The organism is Mucilaginibacter antarcticus, assembly GCF_042686155.1.
GTDB lineage: Bacteria > Bacteroidota > Bacteroidia > Sphingobacteriales > Sphingobacteriaceae > Mucilaginibacter > Mucilaginibacter antarcticus.
This window is the reverse complement of the sequence record NZ_JBHUON010000001.1, coordinates 264,882-282,268: the sequence shown is the minus strand read 5'-3', so window position 1 is coordinate 282,268 and position 17,387 is coordinate 264,882. Positions and strand designations below refer to the sequence as shown.

At 43.1% G+C, this 17,387-nt stretch carries 22 protein-coding genes; 9 read left to right on the top strand and 13 right to left on the bottom strand.

The window, feature by feature from the left end; translation table 11 throughout:
- Positions 1-40 precede the first annotated feature (40 nt).
- The 8 genes from rbfA to ACFSYC_RS01190 form a co-directional block, all read right to left on the bottom strand.
- The gene (gene rbfA / locus ACFSYC_RS01225) at positions 41-412 is read right to left on the bottom strand and encodes a 30S ribosome-binding factor RbfA (protein WP_377122649.1); all 372 of its coding nucleotides are present in this window, start codon (positions 410-412) and stop codon (positions 41-43) included.
- Positions 413-485: 73 nt separating this feature from the next.
- Positions 486-866, bottom strand: coding sequence for a hypothetical protein (locus ACFSYC_RS01220; protein ID WP_377122646.1), 381 nt, complete (start codon positions 864-866; stop codon positions 486-488).
- A gap of 11 nt (positions 867-877) precedes the next feature.
- Positions 878-2,107 (bottom strand): FtsX-like permease family protein, encoded by a 1,230-nt coding sequence (locus ACFSYC_RS01215; protein WP_377122643.1) that lies wholly within the window; start codon positions 2,105-2,107, stop codon positions 878-880.
- Between the two features lie 65 nt (positions 2,108-2,172).
- Positions 2,173-2,811: an MBL fold metallo-hydrolase gene (locus ACFSYC_RS01210; protein ID WP_377122640.1), complete on the bottom strand. Its 639-nt coding sequence runs from the start codon at positions 2,809-2,811 to the stop codon at positions 2,173-2,175.
- Positions 2,812-2,819: 8 nt separating this feature from the next.
- Entirely contained in the window at positions 2,820-3,422 is a 603-nt protein-coding gene (gene gldD / locus ACFSYC_RS01205; protein ID WP_377122637.1) for a gliding motility lipoprotein GldD, read from the bottom strand.
- Positions 3,422-4,222, bottom strand: coding sequence for a shikimate dehydrogenase family protein (locus tag ACFSYC_RS01200; protein WP_377122634.1), 801 nt, complete (start codon positions 4,220-4,222; stop codon positions 3,422-3,424). Before ACFSYC_RS01200 ends, gldD begins: the two co-directional genes overlap by 1 nt.
- 111 nt (positions 4,223-4,333) lie before the next feature.
- Entirely contained in the window at positions 4,334-4,717 is a 384-nt protein-coding gene (locus tag ACFSYC_RS01195) for a bactofilin family protein (protein WP_377122631.1), read from the bottom strand.
- A gap of 14 nt (positions 4,718-4,731) precedes the next feature.
- Entirely contained in the window at positions 4,732-5,610 is an 879-nt protein-coding gene (locus ACFSYC_RS01190) for a peptidoglycan DD-metalloendopeptidase family protein (RefSeq protein WP_377122628.1), read from the bottom strand.
- Positions 5,611-5,799: 189 nt separating this feature from the next.
- On the opposite strand from ACFSYC_RS01190, the gene ACFSYC_RS01185 reads away from it, so the two are divergent.
- A complete protein-coding gene (locus ACFSYC_RS01185) occupies positions 5,800-6,210 on the top strand; it encodes a BrxA/BrxB family bacilliredoxin (protein ID WP_377122911.1) in 411 nt (136 codons plus the stop codon).
- Positions 6,211-6,324: 114 nt separating this feature from the next.
- Here the strand turns inward: ACFSYC_RS01185 and ACFSYC_RS01180 are convergent, their stop codons facing one another.
- Together ACFSYC_RS01180 and ACFSYC_RS01175 are read right to left on the bottom strand one after the other, a co-directional pair.
- Positions 6,325-8,760 (bottom strand): TonB-dependent receptor, encoded by a 2,436-nt coding sequence (locus ACFSYC_RS01180; RefSeq protein WP_377122625.1) that lies wholly within the window; start codon positions 8,758-8,760, stop codon positions 6,325-6,327.
- Between the two features lie 136 nt (positions 8,761-8,896).
- On the bottom strand, positions 8,897-9,232 hold the full coding sequence (locus ACFSYC_RS01175; protein WP_377122622.1) for a hypothetical protein: 336 nt from the start codon (positions 9,230-9,232) through the stop codon (positions 8,897-8,899).
- 126 nt (positions 9,233-9,358) lie between these two features.
- Between ACFSYC_RS01175 and ACFSYC_RS01170 the strand changes: the two genes are divergently transcribed.
- The 3 genes from ACFSYC_RS01170 to ACFSYC_RS01160 are packed head-to-tail and all read left to right on the top strand — an operon-like array spanning position 9,359 to position 11,195.
- On the top strand, positions 9,359-9,703 hold the full coding sequence (locus tag ACFSYC_RS01170; RefSeq protein WP_377122619.1) for a hypothetical protein: 345 nt from the start codon (positions 9,359-9,361) through the stop codon (positions 9,701-9,703).
- Between the two features lie 4 nt (positions 9,704-9,707).
- The gene (locus tag ACFSYC_RS01165; RefSeq protein WP_377122616.1) at positions 9,708-10,418 is read left to right on the top strand and encodes a peptidylprolyl isomerase; all 711 of its coding nucleotides are present in this window, start codon (positions 9,708-9,710) and stop codon (positions 10,416-10,418) included.
- Positions 10,419-10,427: 9 nt separating this feature from the next.
- A complete protein-coding gene (locus tag ACFSYC_RS01160) occupies positions 10,428-11,195 on the top strand; it encodes an exodeoxyribonuclease III (protein ID WP_377122612.1) in 768 nt (255 codons plus the stop codon).
- Between the two features lie 40 nt (positions 11,196-11,235).
- Here the strand turns inward: ACFSYC_RS01160 and ACFSYC_RS01155 are convergent, their stop codons facing one another.
- The 3 genes from ACFSYC_RS01155 to ACFSYC_RS01145 all read right to left on the bottom strand — a co-directional run bounded on the left by ACFSYC_RS01155 (position 11,236) and on the right by ACFSYC_RS01145 (position 13,139).
- Positions 11,236-11,568 (bottom strand): MGMT family protein, encoded by a 333-nt coding sequence (locus tag ACFSYC_RS01155; protein WP_377122609.1) that lies wholly within the window; start codon positions 11,566-11,568, stop codon positions 11,236-11,238.
- Between the two features lie 9 nt (positions 11,569-11,577).
- The gene (gene trmB / locus ACFSYC_RS01150; protein WP_377122606.1) at positions 11,578-12,228 is read right to left on the bottom strand and encodes a tRNA (guanosine(46)-N7)-methyltransferase TrmB; all 651 of its coding nucleotides are present in this window, start codon (positions 12,226-12,228) and stop codon (positions 11,578-11,580) included.
- Between the two features lie 101 nt (positions 12,229-12,329).
- Positions 12,330-13,139: an SDR family oxidoreductase gene (locus tag ACFSYC_RS01145; protein WP_377122603.1), complete on the bottom strand. Its 810-nt coding sequence runs from the start codon at positions 13,137-13,139 to the stop codon at positions 12,330-12,332.
- A 380-nt stretch (positions 13,140-13,519) separates the two neighbouring features.
- Between ACFSYC_RS01145 and rplM the strand changes: the two genes are divergently transcribed.
- From rplM to nagA, 5 genes are all read left to right on the top strand, one after another.
- Entirely contained in the window at positions 13,520-13,957 is a 438-nt protein-coding gene (rplM, locus tag ACFSYC_RS01140; RefSeq protein WP_377122600.1) for a 50S ribosomal protein L13, read from the top strand.
- Between the two features lie 22 nt (positions 13,958-13,979).
- Positions 13,980-14,366: a 30S ribosomal protein S9 gene (gene rpsI, locus ACFSYC_RS01135; protein ID WP_377122597.1), complete on the top strand. Its 387-nt coding sequence runs from the start codon at positions 13,980-13,982 to the stop codon at positions 14,364-14,366.
- 21 nt (positions 14,367-14,387) lie between these two features.
- Positions 14,388-15,233, top strand: coding sequence for a 30S ribosomal protein S2 (rpsB, locus tag ACFSYC_RS01130; protein WP_377122594.1), 846 nt, complete (start codon positions 14,388-14,390; stop codon positions 15,231-15,233).
- 91 nt (positions 15,234-15,324) lie between these two features.
- Positions 15,325-16,176: a translation elongation factor Ts gene (gene tsf / locus ACFSYC_RS01125; RefSeq protein WP_377122591.1), complete on the top strand. Its 852-nt coding sequence runs from the start codon at positions 15,325-15,327 to the stop codon at positions 16,174-16,176.
- A 72-nt stretch (positions 16,177-16,248) separates the two neighbouring features.
- Positions 16,249-17,367 carry an N-acetylglucosamine-6-phosphate deacetylase gene (nagA, locus tag ACFSYC_RS01120; RefSeq protein ID WP_377122588.1) on the top strand — a complete coding sequence of 373 codons (1,119 nt, stop codon included), beginning with the start codon at positions 16,249-16,251 and terminating at the stop codon, positions 17,365-17,367.
- Positions 17,368-17,387: the final 20 nt, after the last annotated feature.

Here is a 17,387-nt window from a genome sequence, read left to right as displayed (position 1 = left end):
TAGCAATGGTACAAGCATCGCTATATAGGCAATGATTTAGCTATTCCGAGTCCTTTTGTTCCTCCTCGCGGTGTATTTTGTCAAATATCTTTTCCATTCGGTCTACGTATTCGCTGGTATCATCCACAAAAAACTCCAATTGGGGTACTACCCTTACCTGGTCTTTAATGCGGCTGCCCAGTTTATAACGGATCTCTGACGCGTGTTGCTTTACAGTTGCTAACGACTGTGCGGTATTGCCATTGTTGAAGAAACTCAAAAATACCCTTGCAATGGCCAGGTCGGGCGTTACCCTAACTTTGGTAATGGTTACCAGGGTGTTTGGTAGGTAATTCATCCCTTCGCGCTGAAATATAGCGGCCAGGTCTTCTTGTATTACTCCGGCAAATTTTTGTTGACGTTTTGATTCCATAGTATTAATAATTAACGCCAAACAGGCAAATGAGTTTCAAATTTATGTTGATACAAGTTAGTGCTAATAAAACTTACTTGCAATCGGCGGGGATATCTTTTGTGATCTTTATAAGTTTTTTTACAACCAGCGTGCTGTCAAAGACAGCGGCTTCTGTCCCAGCGGCTGACGGGGCTATTTTGCCCTCAATTTCAACATAAACAGTGCTGCCCTGTTGTTCAAAATTTATTGTTTGCGAATACTGTAACTCTAACTGCGCTGAGCTATCGACTACCCAAAACTGGCTGCTTTTGCCGCATGGCGTAAAAGTTTTTGCCCCGGGTTCAAAAGTATATAGACCTTTAATAGTGGCAGGTGCTTCGTCTGCGTTTGTATCCGGCTTGCTTTTACATGATGTTGCCATGGCTATAACGATCATTGTCCAAAAAAGCAGATGTTGTTGAGTTAAACGCATATATGGCAAAATTATAAATCCTGTTTAATATCATCTAAACCTTTTATACTTAATCTCGCACTTATAGCCGACGCAAGCAGTGAAATAGCCAGTACCGTAACAAATACAAGCACAAAATCGCCGCTGCGTATGTCAATGGGGTAAGCGTTATTAGCTACGGCGATGTTTGCATTTACTTTAACCAGCCCGTAGTATTGCTGCAATATACAAACAGCGTAGCCAAGCAAAATGCCAACAGCACAGCCAATAAGCGATATCATCATTCCTTCAACAAAAAAAATGCCCTGTATTAGTTGTTTATTAGCGCCAAGGCTGGTTAATATAGCTATGTCTTTACGCTTCTCTATCACCAACATGGTCAATGAGCCTATAATGTTAAAGGCGGCAATAACAATTACAAAAGCCAAAATCATAAATATGGCCCATTTTTCGAAATTGAGGGTTTTATATAAAGCGGTATTTTGCTGACTACGGCTTTTTACAACGTATTGGTGGCCCAGTTTTTCCTGAATATCAGCCTGCACCTTATTAAGGTTGGTTCCTTTTGTGTAATTAAGATTGATGTAAGACACCCGATTAGGTTCGTCAAAAATTTGACGGGCAAATTCAATCGGCGTTATTACCATGCCGTCAAACTCTGGCTGTACCTGGAAAACGCCAACAGGGGTAATATAGCCCGGAATAAACTCATCGGCCGGATTTATGGATATCACATTGCCGCGTTTCGGCCCAAAAATTTGCAAGGGTGCTGCCGCGTTGCGGATATCTATAGATAGCATGTATTTAACCGTAATGCCAATTACAGCAGCCGGTATGTCGCCGGCGTGCAGGCTAAATGAACCGTCCATGATTGTACTGTCAAGCCCGGGGTTGTTCAAAAAGCCGCCGCTCACGCCCATCATGGTGGCTATAAAGGTTCGTTCGCCGTATTTAACTACTACTTTGTCTTGTAATACTTCTGCATACGATAAAATGGTTTTATCTTTTTGCAGCAATTTTAAATAGGGTGTATCCGGATTAAAGGTTTTACCCACTTTGGCCTGTATGCGTATCTCGGGCGAGAAGTTGCTGTACATGGCCAGTATCGTTTTCTCCAGCCCGTTAAATACCGATAGCAGGATAATAAGCGCCGCGGTGCCAATTAAAACCCCTATCATGGATATCCCCGAAATGATATTTATAGCATGCATTTTCTTGTTCGAAAACAAGTATCGCTTGGCTATATAGACGGAGGTATTCAAGTTATGAGGCTTTTATTTTACGGCATAAAAGTACGCAAAACCTACAGGTAAAAGCACTATCGGACTTAGGTTAAAAACGGATTGTGTTGTTTTTCAAAGCCGATATTGGTTTCGGGGCCGTGACCGGGATAGATGGTGCAATCATTAGGCAATGTCAAAATCTTTTGCTCGATATTGTCAATTAGCGTTTTAAAATCGCCCCCCGGCAAATCTGTGCGCCCTATACTACCTCTAAATAACACATCGCCGGCTATAACATAGTTTGCGGCCTGGTTATAAAAACATAAATGCGCAGGCGAGTGCCCCGGCGCAAAAATGAATTTAAAAGTAGTGTTACCAAAGCTAATGCTGCCCTCTTCTTCTAAAAAAACATCGGGCACAGGCGATGGGTCATAGCGCATACCAAACTGTGGCGCGTAGGCTATCCCTGCTTCAAGCAAAGGCAGCTCGCCTTTATGAAATTGCGGCTTTAACCCATACATTTCAAACACAAACTTATTGCCTAATATATGGTCGATATGACAATGCGTGTTAAGTAATAAAACCGGTTTCAGTTTATTGTTTTTGATGAAATTAACCACCGTGTTTTGTTCTGTAGCCGACTCCATACCCGGGTCGATAATGGCACATTGACCGGTTTCATCGTATGCGATATAGGTGTTTTCCTGAAAAGGATTATTTTGAAATGCTTTTACTGTAGACATGTGTTTATTTATTGCTTCCACCTAAAGCTTTCAATCATTTTGCCGACGTCCTTTTTTATAAATTCAAGGACAGGCTGTATAGAATCAAGCCGTGGTTCATTATTAAAATATAGCGCCCCCCGAAGATAGTGGTGCGTGCTATCGGTTAAAAAAAACTGCGCCGACGAGGCCGCATTACCATCAATGTTGTAATAGATGCCCCAAATTTTATGCTCTGGTATAGCCAGGTTAACCTGCTCAATGCGGGGCGATTTCACCGTATTTTTAAATGCCAGCTTACGCGCGTCTTCTACCAACTGGTTAAATACCTGTTTGGACGGGACGGTTTCGTAGCTTAAATGCAGGGTAGCGTTAAATTGCTTAAACTGCATATTAAGTAAATGCGTCATATTGATAAGGTTTGGCCCAACGCGCGATTGGGTATCCTTTTCAATAGTTGCATAAACCGGATATTTAAATGTAAAAGGGTAGGGCGATTGATAATCCTGGTACTCTTTTTTGGGGAAGTCTATCCGGTAAAAGCCACGCGGTTTAGGCGAGTAATCCGTACCTCCACCACTACAGGCCGACAGTAATAGTACAGCAAAAATAGTAGCAGCAAATCCCTTCATTATAGTATGTTCTCCTCGGCGTTCCATATCTCCCATGATCTTTCTGCCTGCAGCACCAGCATTTCGTAACCATTTTTAGGGGTAGCGCCACGTTCGGCACCGCGTCTTAAAAACGCGGTTTCTGGCGGGTTATACACAAGGTCGTACAATAAATGGTCGTCGGTGATGGCATGATACGGAATATCCGGACACTCATCTACATTAGGCGCCGTGCCTAAAGGTGTAGTGTTAATAATAAGCGTGTGCTTTTTTATATGGGCGGGCTTCAAATCTTTAAACAACAAATTATCGCCATGCGCTTTGCGGGTAACGGTTTTAAAGTTTATTTCCAGGTTATGCAAAATGCATTTTACGGCTTTAGCCGCGCCGCCATCGCCTAAAATAAGGGCGTCGGTATGGTGGTCTTTAAGCAAGGGTCGTAACGACTTTTCAAAGCCGTACAGATCAGTATTAAAACCTTCCAGCCTGAAATCGTGACCGCCAATGCCAACTTCGCCACTAAAGGCTGCCAGCAAAGGGCTTTGTTTAATTACACGGATACAGTTTACTGCACCGGCGTTGCGGGCATCGTGCTCTATCCAGTCTAAATATTTTAAAACGTTTTGTTTGTGAGGGATAGTTACGTTCAGTCCGCGTATATCAGGATGAGCATCTAACAGATCTTGCAGGTCTTTAACGTGTTCAAGGGTATATAAATCATATACCGAGTCGGCAATGTTTTCGTCCAGAAACTTTTGGGTGAAATATTTTTTTGAAAACGAATGCGTAAGCGGAAATCCAATAAGCCCGTATTTTTTCATGCTGTAATATTAAGAACAAACAATGAGGATTTGGCATTTTTTGTTGAGGCGGATGGCTGGTGGCGTCCTCTTAACCGCGAAGCAAGGCGGGGTGAATTATCTGCGTGCGAACTAAGCGCTAGGCTTAACCTTGCTGTCAGCCGATGACATGGCTAATTTGCCATTGTATATACCGCCGGTTTCGACCAGTAAAGTGGCTGTTGCAATATCACCGGTAATTTTGCCACTTGCTTTAATTTCGAGCGATTCTACGTTGATATTGCCGTTTACGGTGCCGTAAACTATTAAATTTTTGGTTATTACGTTGCCTTTAATCAAGCCCCTTTCGCCGAGTATCAAACCTTCCTTTATGTCTACATCGCCGGTAATGTGGCCGTCAATGCGGGCAACGGCCGGGGCCCTTACGTTGCCTGAAATGGTGCTTCCCTCGCTAATAAGGGTAGAAATAGTTTGTTGGTCAAGCGATACTTTATCCTTCTTTGTAAAAACACCCATAGTAGCGTTTGCTATTAATTATTAAGCGTTAAAAATTTAGCAGGGTTTACCGGGCGGCCATTTTGTCTGACCTCGTAGTGTAGGTGAGAGCCTGTCGAGCGGCCTGTTGAGCCTATTTCGCCAACTTTTTCTCCTACAGATATTTTTTGACTCACTTTGACAGTGATCTTTGACAAGTGGCCATAAAGTGTTTCATAACCATTAGTGTGTGCAACCCTAACGCAATTGCCGTAACCACCGTTCCAGCCGGCAGATACTACCCGACCGTTGGCGGTAACACTGGCATTGTCGCCCCGGTTGCCTTTAAAGTCTAAACCCGGATGAAACTCAGCATGCCCTGAGCTAAAAGGGTCGCTGCGGAACCCAAAGCGAGACGTCATTGAACTAACGCGCGGGTAACCCATTGGCGTAAAGCCAACCGTGTTAACCAGGTCGGTTAAGTAATCGTTATAAGCCATATAAACTTCTTTTTCAGAAAGTTTCGTGTCGCCGTTAGCATCGCCGCCGCCTACTGCTTTTGTAGAAAAACCTTTAAGGCCGCGCTTTCTTAAATATTGGTTAACGTGCTTTAGTTTTTCTTCAATTGCCTGAATGTAGCTTTGAGCCGAGTTTTTTTCGGACTGCGCTTGTAGAACTGCAGGTATTTGTCCTTTAAGGTGTACTATTTGGTTGAGTAATAATTGCCGCTCACTCTGGCGTTCAACTTCCTGCTGCTTAATGTTGCTACGCAATAACACAATGGCCCCTACTAAAAGGGCTACCACGCCAACCAGAGAAAGCGCGTAAAATTTAAGATTAACAATGTGCTTAGTACGTACTTGTATAGTCTTGGCACTTTGCTTATTCTTACTCAAAATAACTATAGTACTAACGTCTTTAGGGTTAACTTTCATATACTTAAATGAGTAAGTAGGGTTTGCAATTTAAAAAAAGGCGACAACAAATCAATTTTAATATAAAAAAATCAACATTTTGATTGTGTGGGCATTGTCAACAATGTGACATTATTACGATTTATAAAACATAACTGTTACGTATTTATTATTTTTGTGAACAAATTTTTGCAAAAAGACACCTTTATGATGTATCCAGAATATTTAGTAACCCCCATGCGCGAAGAGCTTACCCGCGTTGGTTTTGAAGAGTTAAAAGACGCAGATGCAGTTAAGCAAGCTATTGAAGGCGAGGGAACTGTGTTTATTATGGTAAACTCTGTATGTGGTTGTGCTGCCGCTAATGCGCGCCCTGCTGCACGTATGGCATCGCAAAATGAAAAACATCCTGATAGATTGGTTACCGTATTTGCAGGCATGGAAAAAGAAGCTGTTGATGCAGCACGTAACTATATGTTGCCTTACCCTCCGTCATCTCCGGCAATGGCCTTGTTCAAAGACGGTAAATTGGTACATATGATAGAGCGCCACCAAATTGAAGGCCGCCCTGCGCAAATGATTGCTGACAACCTGGTTGGCGCTTTTGAGCAATATTGCTAAATTGTCATTTGGTAAATAGTCATTTGTTAATTGGTCTTGTGTGACTGATCAGCTTATAAACAAAAAGCTCGCTACGATTATCGCAGCGAGCTTTTTTGTTTTGACGCTTGAATTCTACTTTAGGCTAAACGGTACAATCACTTTAAAGCTGATGTTGCGGCCCATGTTAAATATACCGGGTTGTACGTTTGGCCCCGGGTTTTCATTGTCAAAATACTTTAACCGGCTCATATTTGATTGATAATTAACGTCAGCCAAATTGGTTCCTTCTATAAATAGTTCCATCACCTTTTTGCCGGCCACATTAAATATGTTGGCGCCAATACCGGCGCTTATCAAATTATAACCTGAAGTGTAAGTTTCTGTTCCGTATGCCGAGAAGAAACGATTTTGCGCAGCAAAATGATCAAGCCCAACAAATGCATACAAATTTTTAAACTTTGAAAAACCTTTGGCAAAGGTCCCCCTCAACTCGTGGTGCGAATGTAGTGGCGGTATAAAGGGCAGGTATCTTAAACTATCGGCAACCGGGCCGCCTGTACCCAGGTTTTTGCCATAGGTTAACGCTATTGAGTTTTCTATATGCAGCCATGATATCGGGTGGATATCCAAGTTAGCTTCGCCACCATAAATACGAGCCTTGCTCTGGTTATAGGCAAATATGGTGTACGATGGATAGTTTGGATTCTCAGCCGCGCTGCCGTCCGCATTTAATACTTGTTGCTGATAGATGTAGTTTTGCAGTTCGTTATTAAATAATTCAGCGCTGATGGATACGTCAGGCAGTGTGATAAACGCGCCAATATCTTGTTGGAAGCTAAACTCTGGCTTAAAATTAGGGTTACCCGTATGGTAAATCTGCGAACCTGGGTCTGGGCCATTAGCCGACAATTCTGCAATGCTCGGCGCTCTGAAACCGCGCGATATATTAGCCTTTAATAAAAAGCGGTCAGAAGCATTATAGGTTGCGCCAACACTACCAGAGGCACCTGTAAATATTTTATGTAAAGGGTCAAATTGTTTAATTACCCCTGCCGAAGTATTATTGTTGCCTTTATAAAGTTGCGGATATTTTGCACTTAATGTGTCAATATACGCGGCTTGTCCGTTAAAGCTTCTGCGGTCATATCGCGCACCTGCCGATACATCCAACTTGCCAAAGGTTTTCTTAATAACCGCAAACGGCCCAATGTCAAATTGGTGATAAGCCGGTATCGGGAAATCGGTAGCGTTACCAATAGCGTTGTCCTGATATTGGCCGTTTAAGCCAAAGGTGGTCTCAAAGCCATCGCCAAAGGCTTGGTTGTACTTAAAATCATAAGTATACGTAGCCAATTTAAGGTTAAGTCCGGGCGTGCCTGCGTCTTCAGGGTGTGTATACTCACGGCGATGGCTAAGCTGGTAACCCAGGTTTACAAAAAGGTTAGCGCCATTATTAAGTATGAAATTACTGTTATTGTAAATACGGTATAACTGCACGCGCTGATGCAGCGCCGGCAGGCCATATGAATTCAAAACCTCATTAGGTACTATCGGCCTGAAAGCATCATCCTCAGTTGTCTGGCGTGTAAATTTGCGCGACGCTGAATCCCGGCTTCCATCAGGGATAGCCTGCTTATTGTCATATATTGACGCGTTAAAGTAGGAGTAGCCCCATGCGCGATTAACACCTGCCATTAAGCGTGCATCACGCTCTTTAAAGCCCGTGGCATATACCCGGCCATCGTGTTGGTTTTGATATGCTTTAGCATCTTTAGCCGACGCGATAGCCCCCCAGACCAAACCGTTTTTATGCCCCTGTACGCGAAGGGAATTATTAAACAGCCCCTGATTAGTACCGTATACAGACATCACCGAACCCGAAATGGTGCCATCGGGTACCGGTTGGGGTGATATCAGGTTAACAACTCCGCCAATAGCGTCAGACCCATAAGTTAAACTGGCCGGTCCTTTTATAACCTCAACACGATCTACCGAGTTTTGGTCCACCTCTATGCCATGCTCATCGCCCCACTGCTGGCCCTCCTGGCGTATGCCATCCATCAGCGTTACCACACGGTTATAACCTAAGCCGCGGATAAATGGTTTTGAAACGTTAGGTCCGGTGGTTACAGCGCTTACGCCCGGCAGGTTAGCTATGGCGTCTATAATATTACCTGCCCCGGCACGCTCATTAATAAATGTTTTGCCTACTGCCGCCATTGGTATTGGGCTACGCCTTAGCTCCGTGGCGCGGCTAACGCCGGTGATGATTACCTCGCCGGCTTCTATCGATGATGCTTGAAGTTTTGCGTTAAGTTCGGTTGTTTTTGCAAAATCGACCCTTTGCGTAAAACTCGAATAGCCTACGTAGCTAAACTGTACTACGTAAATTCCTTTTGATACGTGGCTTAATGTGTAACGGCCGTTAGCATCGGTTACCGTACCGGTTTTTAGGTCGGGTACGCTCACGGTTGCCCCTATGATGGGTGTGCCGTCTTTCTTGTCTGTTACTATGCCGGTTAATGTACCGGGGGCAATATCAGCTTTGGTGTACAGGGTTGATGCCATTATGATAAACAGAGTGGCAAAAAATTTCATTGAAATTTTCATTCGAATATTGTTAAAACAGCGGCTATTCTTTATAGAAATGCACAGCTATTGTTCAAGGAAATGGGATAAGGAATGCGTAAAACGCAGAAATAACTTAGCAGTAAACCAAGGCTGGCGGCCCGCGACCGGCTGACAATATAAGCGCAATGCTTACAAAAGTGTAATTATAAACTGGCTGAAAATGCTTTGTAACAATATTAAGACTGATGTATGTATCAGGGCTTATTACCGCATTTAAGTGATGCATGGCATCGCAGGCAGAACATTTTTCTTGTACAATGGGGCCCGTTTGATGATTAGCGTGGCGATGTGTTTTTGACGCGCAGCTGCTAATGATTTTATGCTGATGGCTGTAAACAGTGTATTGCCCTGCTATAAAACAGAACATTACCAGCCAGGCGTAAAAAATATTTGCTTTGTTTTCTTTCAAAATGGGCGGCCCCTTTAATGTGCGTATTGCAAAAGTAAGGCAAAAATAGTTATTAAAAGCAATACTGTTGCATTACTAAATAATATTTATAGAAAACAGCATTTACATCACCGTATATTTGTGGCTATGAAACCGGCAGAGATACATAAAAAATGGGGCGAACTACAGGCACGGATAGCCGAAGATTTTGACAATGAAAAGCCCGATGTTAAAGTGATGCTGTTTTTGATAGGCGTACAGGAATTAGGGCAGGGGCCACGCAAATTTAGCAAACGCCAAAAAGAGGAGTTAATGCATATTGCCAACTGCAAGCTTTTTAGTTTGATGGGGTTTTATGAGTTAGAAGGTGTAGACCAAGATGGCTGGCCACATTGGAAACTGGTAAAAACTATACCTAACTATGCTTTGATGGAGCAGGAGTTGCTGATAAAATCGCTAATAATTACCTATTTTGACGAAGAAATTAATTGATAATATGAAAAGACTTTTTACACTCGTTTTTTTACTATTAACCGTAGCCGCTATTGCTAAACCACCTAAAAATCAGTACGTAAAAATTAGTACTGCTTACGGCGATTGCATCATTAGGCTATACAACGAAACGCCCAGGCACCGCGATAATTTTGTCAAGCTAACTAAACAGGGTTTTTATAATGGTACCCTGTTTCATAGGGTTATACAAAACTTTATGATACAGGGTGGCGATCCTGATTCGCGCGATACCAGTAAGAATAAGGCGGGCAAAGAGCTGGGCAATGGCGATGTAAAATACACCATACCCGCCGAGTTTAAAGACAGCATCTTCCACAAGCGCGGAGTGCTTGCCGCAGCGCGTGACAATAACCCTGAAAAAGCATCAAGCGGTTGCCAGTTTTACATTGTAGAAGGCAAGCGTTTTACCGATGAAGATTTGGATAAGCTGATAGCCAGCCGCATGCAGGGCCGCGCCATACCGGCATCGCAACGCGAAATTTATAAAACCGTTGGCGGTGTACCTCATCTAGACCAAGGCTATACCGTGTATGGGGAGGTAGTAACCGGTATTGATATGGTTGACCGTATAGCTGCTGTTAAAAAAGATCTCAGCGACCGACCATTACAGAATGTAGCAATGACTGTTACGCTGCTTAAAAAGGGAGATTGCAAATCGCTGGATAAGTTGCTTGGGCTGGACAAGAAATCATAATAAATCTGAATGAAAATTATCACCTATAATGTTAACGGGATCCGCTCTGCGATCAATAAAAATTGGCTGGCCTGGCTACAGGCTACTGATGCAGATGTAGTTTGCTTGCAGGAAATAAAAGCTACCCCCGAGGTTTTAACCGATCTGCACCTCGTTGACGCTTTGGGTTACAAACACTACTGGTTCCCGGCCGAAAAGAAAGGGTATAGTGGCACGGCTATCTTAACCAAACGTACCCCTAATCATGTAGAGTACGGTTGCGGCATCGCCGATTTTGACCGCGAGGGCCGTAATATCCGTGTAGATTTTGACGAGGTATCTGTAATGAGCGTTTACTTTCCTTCAGGCTCAAGCGGCGAAGACAGGCAGGCGTTTAAGTTCCGTTTTCTGGATGAATTTGGTAAGTATCTGACTTTGTTAAAAGTTGACCATCCTAAACTGGTAGTGTGTGGCGACTACAATATTTGCCACAAGCCCATGGATATTCATAACCCAAAATCAAACGCCAACTCATCGGGCTTTTTACCCGAGGAACGCGAATGGATGGAAAACTTTATTGAGTCTGGTTATATAGATACTTTTAGGCATTTGAACAAAGAACCACATAATTATACCTGGTGGAGTTTCCGCGCCAACGCCCGCGCCAAAAACCTGGGCTGGCGTATTGATTATGTAATGGCCAGTACAGCGCTACAAGACAACATTAAACGTGTAGCGATATTGCCGGAGGCAAGGCACTCTGACCATTGCCCTGTATTATTGGAGCTGGAGTTTTAGCCCCTCCATCCCCTGAAGGGAACAAGGGTGACAGGTCGTTTTATAACGCCAGTTCTACCGTCGGGTCCAAAAATACCTTATCAAAGTCTTGGATCTGGTCTTTTATCACTGTAACACCTTCGCTTTCTAAAAGTTGCGCCATCGTATTGCCGCCAAAATGTGTAGCTGCAGTTAGTTGCCCCAATCGATTAACCACCCTATGTGCCGGCACCGGCGGTTTAACCGAGCCAGCTACTTGCATAGCATAGCCCACGACCCTCGAAGATCGCTTTGCGCCCAAATAACTAGCGATAGCACCATAAGATGTTACCCTGCCTGACGGGATTTGTCGTGCAACGTCATATACGTTAGTGAAAAAGTTATACTCGGTCACAGCGGTCAATTATCGAAACGAGAACTTAATATAATTGATGTTCTTATTATGCTGTAAATATTTTTTCTCGTAATAGGTTTTGATGGATAACACTTCGTCAGCATACTCAGAATGGTAAAGGTCGGCGGTGCTGATATGTTCTACCAGTTTAAGTTCCTGTACTTTTTCGGCGGTATAAGCATAAAATCCGTCGTTGTCTGTTTTGAGGTTAACGCAGCCACCGGGTTTTAAAACTTCAACATACATATTTAAAAACCGTGGTGAAGTCAGCCTTTTTTTCTCACGACTCAACTGTGGTTGCGGGTCCGGGAAGGTTATCCAGATCTCGTCTACCTCACCCGGCGCAAAAAATTCTGTCAGCGTCTCAATCTGCATCCTTATAAAGGCAACGTTGTTTACCCCTTCCTCTAAAGCTGTTTTAGCCCCGCGCCAAATGCGGTTGCCTTTATAATCTATCCCAATAAAGTTTTTCTCAGGAAAGAGCTTTGCCAGGTTAACCGTATATTCACCCTTACCGCAGGCCAGCTCCAGCACTACCGGATTGTCATTTTTAAAAAAACTTTTGCTCCACTCGCCTTTATATGGCTTCCCTTCGTCCAGCTGCAATACGTTGCTAAATGTCTCTATCTCAGCAAAGCGCCTTAGTTTGTCTTTTCCCATTTTGTCAGCCCCCTCTAAATCTCCCCCGGCAGGGGAGACTTTTTTGTGTATGTTAATGAAATCATTTGAAAGTCCTCCCTGCCGGGGGCTGGGAGGGGCATTTATTTTATTCCGTAATGATCAGCCATCAAGCCTTCAAATATCCCACCCGGCAAAGCTTTTTTAAGCGTAACCGCAATGGTTTGGCCAATAGCACCTACAAGGTACTGGTGCGCGGGGCTGCGTTTGCCCACTATATTAACCAATTGATTGCCTATTGCTATCGGGTCGGCACCCGCATTTTCATCTTTTTCTATGCTGGCTACGGCTGTTTCGTAATTTGCTTTAAGCACAGCATGGTCAATTGTAAACGGTATTACCTCGCGGCTGCCGGTAAACTCGGTTTTAAAGTCGCCCGGATTAATGGTAGTTAGTTTAATGCCGGTTTTGCGCAGTTCCATACGCAAACTTTCGGTATAACCTTCAACGGCATATTTTGATGCTACATACATGCTTTGGTAAGGTAAGCCGAATAAACCAGCCAGGCTGCTAATGTTTACTACAAGGCCGCTATTGTTTTTAAGCATCTCTGGTATTACAGCGCTGCACATGCGCACTACGCCAAAAAAGTTAACCTCGAACTGTTGTTTTGCTTTGTCTACGGGCATTGCATAAGCGGGGCCTGCTATCCCGTTGCCGGCGTTGTTAACCAGCACATCAATTCTGCCTTCGGCCTCGATAATTTTAGCAATGGCGGCTTTTGCCGACTCATCATTAGTGACATCTAACTCAATCAGTTTAAATGGAGCGTTTACTTTTTTGGCAAGGTTACGGGTGGTTCCATAAACGGTGTGTCCGGCATTATGCAGGGCGGTTGCGCTGGCCAAACCTATACCTGATGATGCGCCTGTTACTAGAATTACTTTTTTCATTTGTCGGGTCGAAATAAAATTAAAGGGCTGGTGGTTAAAATGCTGCCAAAGATAAAATAAAGCATATGATTTTGAGGGCGTTTTTTGTAACAGAAAATTTGTATAAGTTGTCGCAAAGTAAGATGCCTCGTGCTTTGAATGGTGCTGTCCAAAGCAATCGTTTTTGGCAAGTCAGCTTAGTGACGATCTGATCCAATAATCCTGGTTCAGGCTACTAATCTAACCACTATCGGGTATTTTATGCCTGCAACCGCATATTACAGCTTAATAAATCGGCAAATAACTACCTAAACCACTTGCAAATAAAACAAATAGCTGTATCTTTGCAGTCCCGAAAAAGCGGGGTATTATTAATATTTATTTAATTTAATTCAAAGCAAGTGAATACGTTAAGTTACAAAACTGTCTCAGCCAACAAAAAAACCGTTAACAAACAATGGGTTGTTGTTGACGCGGAAGGCGAGATTTTGGGGCGCTTGTCTACAAAGATCGCAATGATCATTCGTGGAAAAAACAAGCCAGAATTTACCCCAAACGTAGACTGTGGTGATAATGTAATAGTTATCAACGCAGACAAGGTTAAGTTGACCGGTAATAAATTCAGCGACAAAACTTATGTTTCGTACACTGGATATCCAGGTGGTCAGCGTTTCATTTCTCCTAAGGAGTTAATGGCAAAACATCCAACACGCGTAATTGAAAAAGCGGTGCGTGGTATGTTACCTAAAAATCGTTTGGGCAAAGCATTGTTTGGCAATTTGCATGTATATGCAGGTGCTACACACCCACATGAAGCTCAAAGCCCGAAAGCCATTTAATTAAAAACTAAGGAAAAAAGAAATGCCAACAACTAACACTTCAGGCAGAAGAAAAACAGCCGTTGCACGTATCTACCTTACAGATGGTAGCGGTGCAATTACCGTTAACGGTAAAGATTACAAAGAATACTTCCCTACATTGCCATTGCAATACATCGTTACTCAGAGTACTGAGGTTTCCGGCTCAACCGGATTATACGACGTTAAAGTAAATGTTGCCGGTGGTGGCGTTACCGGACAGGCGCAAGCTGTTCGTTTAGCCATAGCTAAAGCAATTGTTGAACTCGATGCTGATAAAAAACCTTCATTGCGCGCTAAAGGCTTAATGACACGTGATAACCGTATGGTTGAACGTAAGAAACCAGGTCGTAAGAAAGCTCGTAAGAGATTCCAATTCAGTAAACGTTAATATTTTAAGGAGAACAACACAATGGCAAGAACAACATATGACGAGTTACTGGAAGCAGGTGTACACTTTGGTCACCTTACCCGCAAATGGGATCCAAAAATGTCTCAGTACATTTTCATGGAGCGTAACGGTATCCACATTATCGATCTAAACAAAACATTAGCTAAGCTTGAAGAAGCTGCTTCAGCTATAAAACAAATAGTAAAATCAGGACGTAAAGTTTTATTTGTTGCTACAAAGAAACAAGCAAAAGACATCGTTGCTGATTATGCTAAAGGCGTAAACATGCCATACATCACCGAGCGTTGGTTGGGTGGTATGTTAACCAACTTTGCTACTGTACGTAAGTCAATCAAAAAGATGTCAAACATCGATAAATTGACTAAAGACGGTACTTACACTAACCTTTCTAAAAAAGAAAGATTGATGATACAGCGTGAGCGTATCAAATTAGAAACTTTATTAGGTGGTATTGCTGATTTGAATCGCTTACCGGCTGCATTGTTTTTAATTGACGTTAAAAAAGAGCACATCGCGGTATCTGAAGCTTTGAAGTTAAATATCCCAACCTTTGCAATGGTTGATACTAACTCTGATCCTTCAAACATCGATTTCCCTATCCCGGCTAATGATGACGCTACCAAATCAATTTCATTGATTACCGGTATCATTATCAAAGCTATTGAAGAAGGTTTAGACGAGCGTAAACGCGAGAAAGATGACGAAGCTGAAAAAGAAGCAGCCCAGTCTAAAGCTAAAGCTGACGCACCGGAAGCTGTCGAAGGTAAAAGAACCCGCAAAGCTCCTGTTGAAGCTACTGCAGCTGTAGAGGACGAAGCTCCTGCGGCTGAAGGTTCAGAAGAATAATATTGTTGAATGGCGAGTGGTGAATAGTGAGTAGTTTACTCACCGCTCATTACTTGCCATTTACTATTTAAAACATAAAAACATAAACAAAATGTCTACAGTACAAATTTCTGCAGCTGATGTAAACAAACTGCGCCAGCAAACCGGTGCCGGTATGATGGATTGCAAAAAAGCTTTAACTGAAACCAATGGTGATTTTGAAGCAGCAATTGATTTTTTAAGAAAAAAAGGTGCTAAATTAGCCGCCAGCCGTCAAGACCGCGAGTCTAACGAAGGTGTGGTTATCGCGCGTTCATCAGCTGATGGCAAACGTGGTATCATCATTGAGTTAAACTGCGAAACTGATTTCGTAGCTAAAAATGCCGACTTTGTAGCTTTTGCTAACGCCATAGCTAACGAAGCTGTTGAGCAAAACCCTGCTTCAATTGACGAGCTGAACCAATTGTCTATCGACGTTGAAAACTCTCGTTTAACTATAGCTGAGGCTTGCATTGACAAAACGGGTAAAATTGGCGAGAAAATCGGCGTATCTAAATACGAAGTTATTGAAGCCGAAAAAGTTGTTGCTTACATCCACGGTAACTTCCGTTTAGGTGTATTGGTTGGCTTAAGTGCTAACGCAGCTGCTGCTGACGAGGCAGGTAAAGACGTTGCTATGCAAATTGCAGCTATGAACCCTGTAGCTATTGATAAAGATGGTGTTGACGCAACAGTTATTGAGCGTGAGCTTGAAATTGCTAAAGACGTTATCCGTGCAGAAGGTAAACCAGAAGAAATGGTTGAAAAGATTGCTGCCGGCAAATTGAACAAATTTTATAAAGACTCAACCCTGTTAAACCAGGAGTTTGTTAAAGACTCTTCGAAAAACGTATCTCAGTTTTTAGATACTGTTGAAAAAGGCTTAACAGTGACAGCCTTTAAGCGAGTAGCTTTAGGAGCTTAATTATATTATCCCCCGATAATTATCGGGGGATTTTTTTTGCCCAAAAATTTGTAGGGACGCAAAATATTGGAAATGGTAACTGCATTATTTAATCTTCGGCTAATATCTGATGGTAGTATTACCAGCGGCATGGCTGTTTTAATTGAAGACGGTAAGATCATTGATATTATTGCGGATACGAACATCCCTGCAAACACGCAACTTGTAAACCTCAATGGCAATTACCTTGCCCCCGGCTTAATCGATCTGCAAATCTACGGAGCCGGTAAACCTTTTTTCTTTGGTGGCGACCCATCTGCTGACGCGCTTGCCCAAATGGAGCACGCATTATTGGCCGAAGGCTGTACAGGTTTCCTGGCAACCATTGCGACCAATACTGATGACATTGTTGAGCGAGGCATTGAAGCTGCCCTACAGCATTGGGATAAACGTATAGGTAACCTATTAGGCTTGCACCTGGAGGGCCCTTACCTTAATCCCAAACGCTGTGGCGCCCATCCGCCTCAGCTTATTAAAAAGGCTACGCTTAAACAGGTGACAGCGTGGGTTGAAAAAGCACAGGGACTGATAAAAATGATTACCCTTGCGCCGGAGCTGCAAGATCAAGAAGTGTTAGCTTACCTGACCCAGCAGGGCATTATACTTTCATCGGGCCATAGTAACGCTACTTATCAGGAAGGTAAATCTTTCTTAAATAAAACGGTACAGGCAGTTACACATTTGTACAACGCCATGCCGCCGATGCATCACCGCGAGCCTGGCTACATCCCCGCCATATTTGAAGCGCGCCCTTATACCAGCATAGTTGCTGATGGCGTACATGTGGATTATACGATGATTCGCCTGGCTAAGCGCGAACTTGGGGACAAGCTGTTCCTGATTACTGACGCGGTAGTTGAAAGCGACAAAGGCACCTATCAACATAAATTTAAAACGGACAGGTTTGTTACACCCGACGGCACATTGTCAGGCTCATGCCTTACCATGCTTAAGGCGGTGCAAAATTGTGTCGGGCATGTTGGTATTGAGCTGGCCGAGGCGATAAATATGGCTTCCTTATATCCGGCAGAACTGATTGGCGCTACTGAAAAAGGAAAAATTGTCCAAGGCTTTGCGGCCGACATGATTTCCTTTAACAGTGAGTTTGCGCTTAGCCATGTAATACACAAGGGCCTAATAAAAACAACATAAAATTTAAACAATAGCTTTAA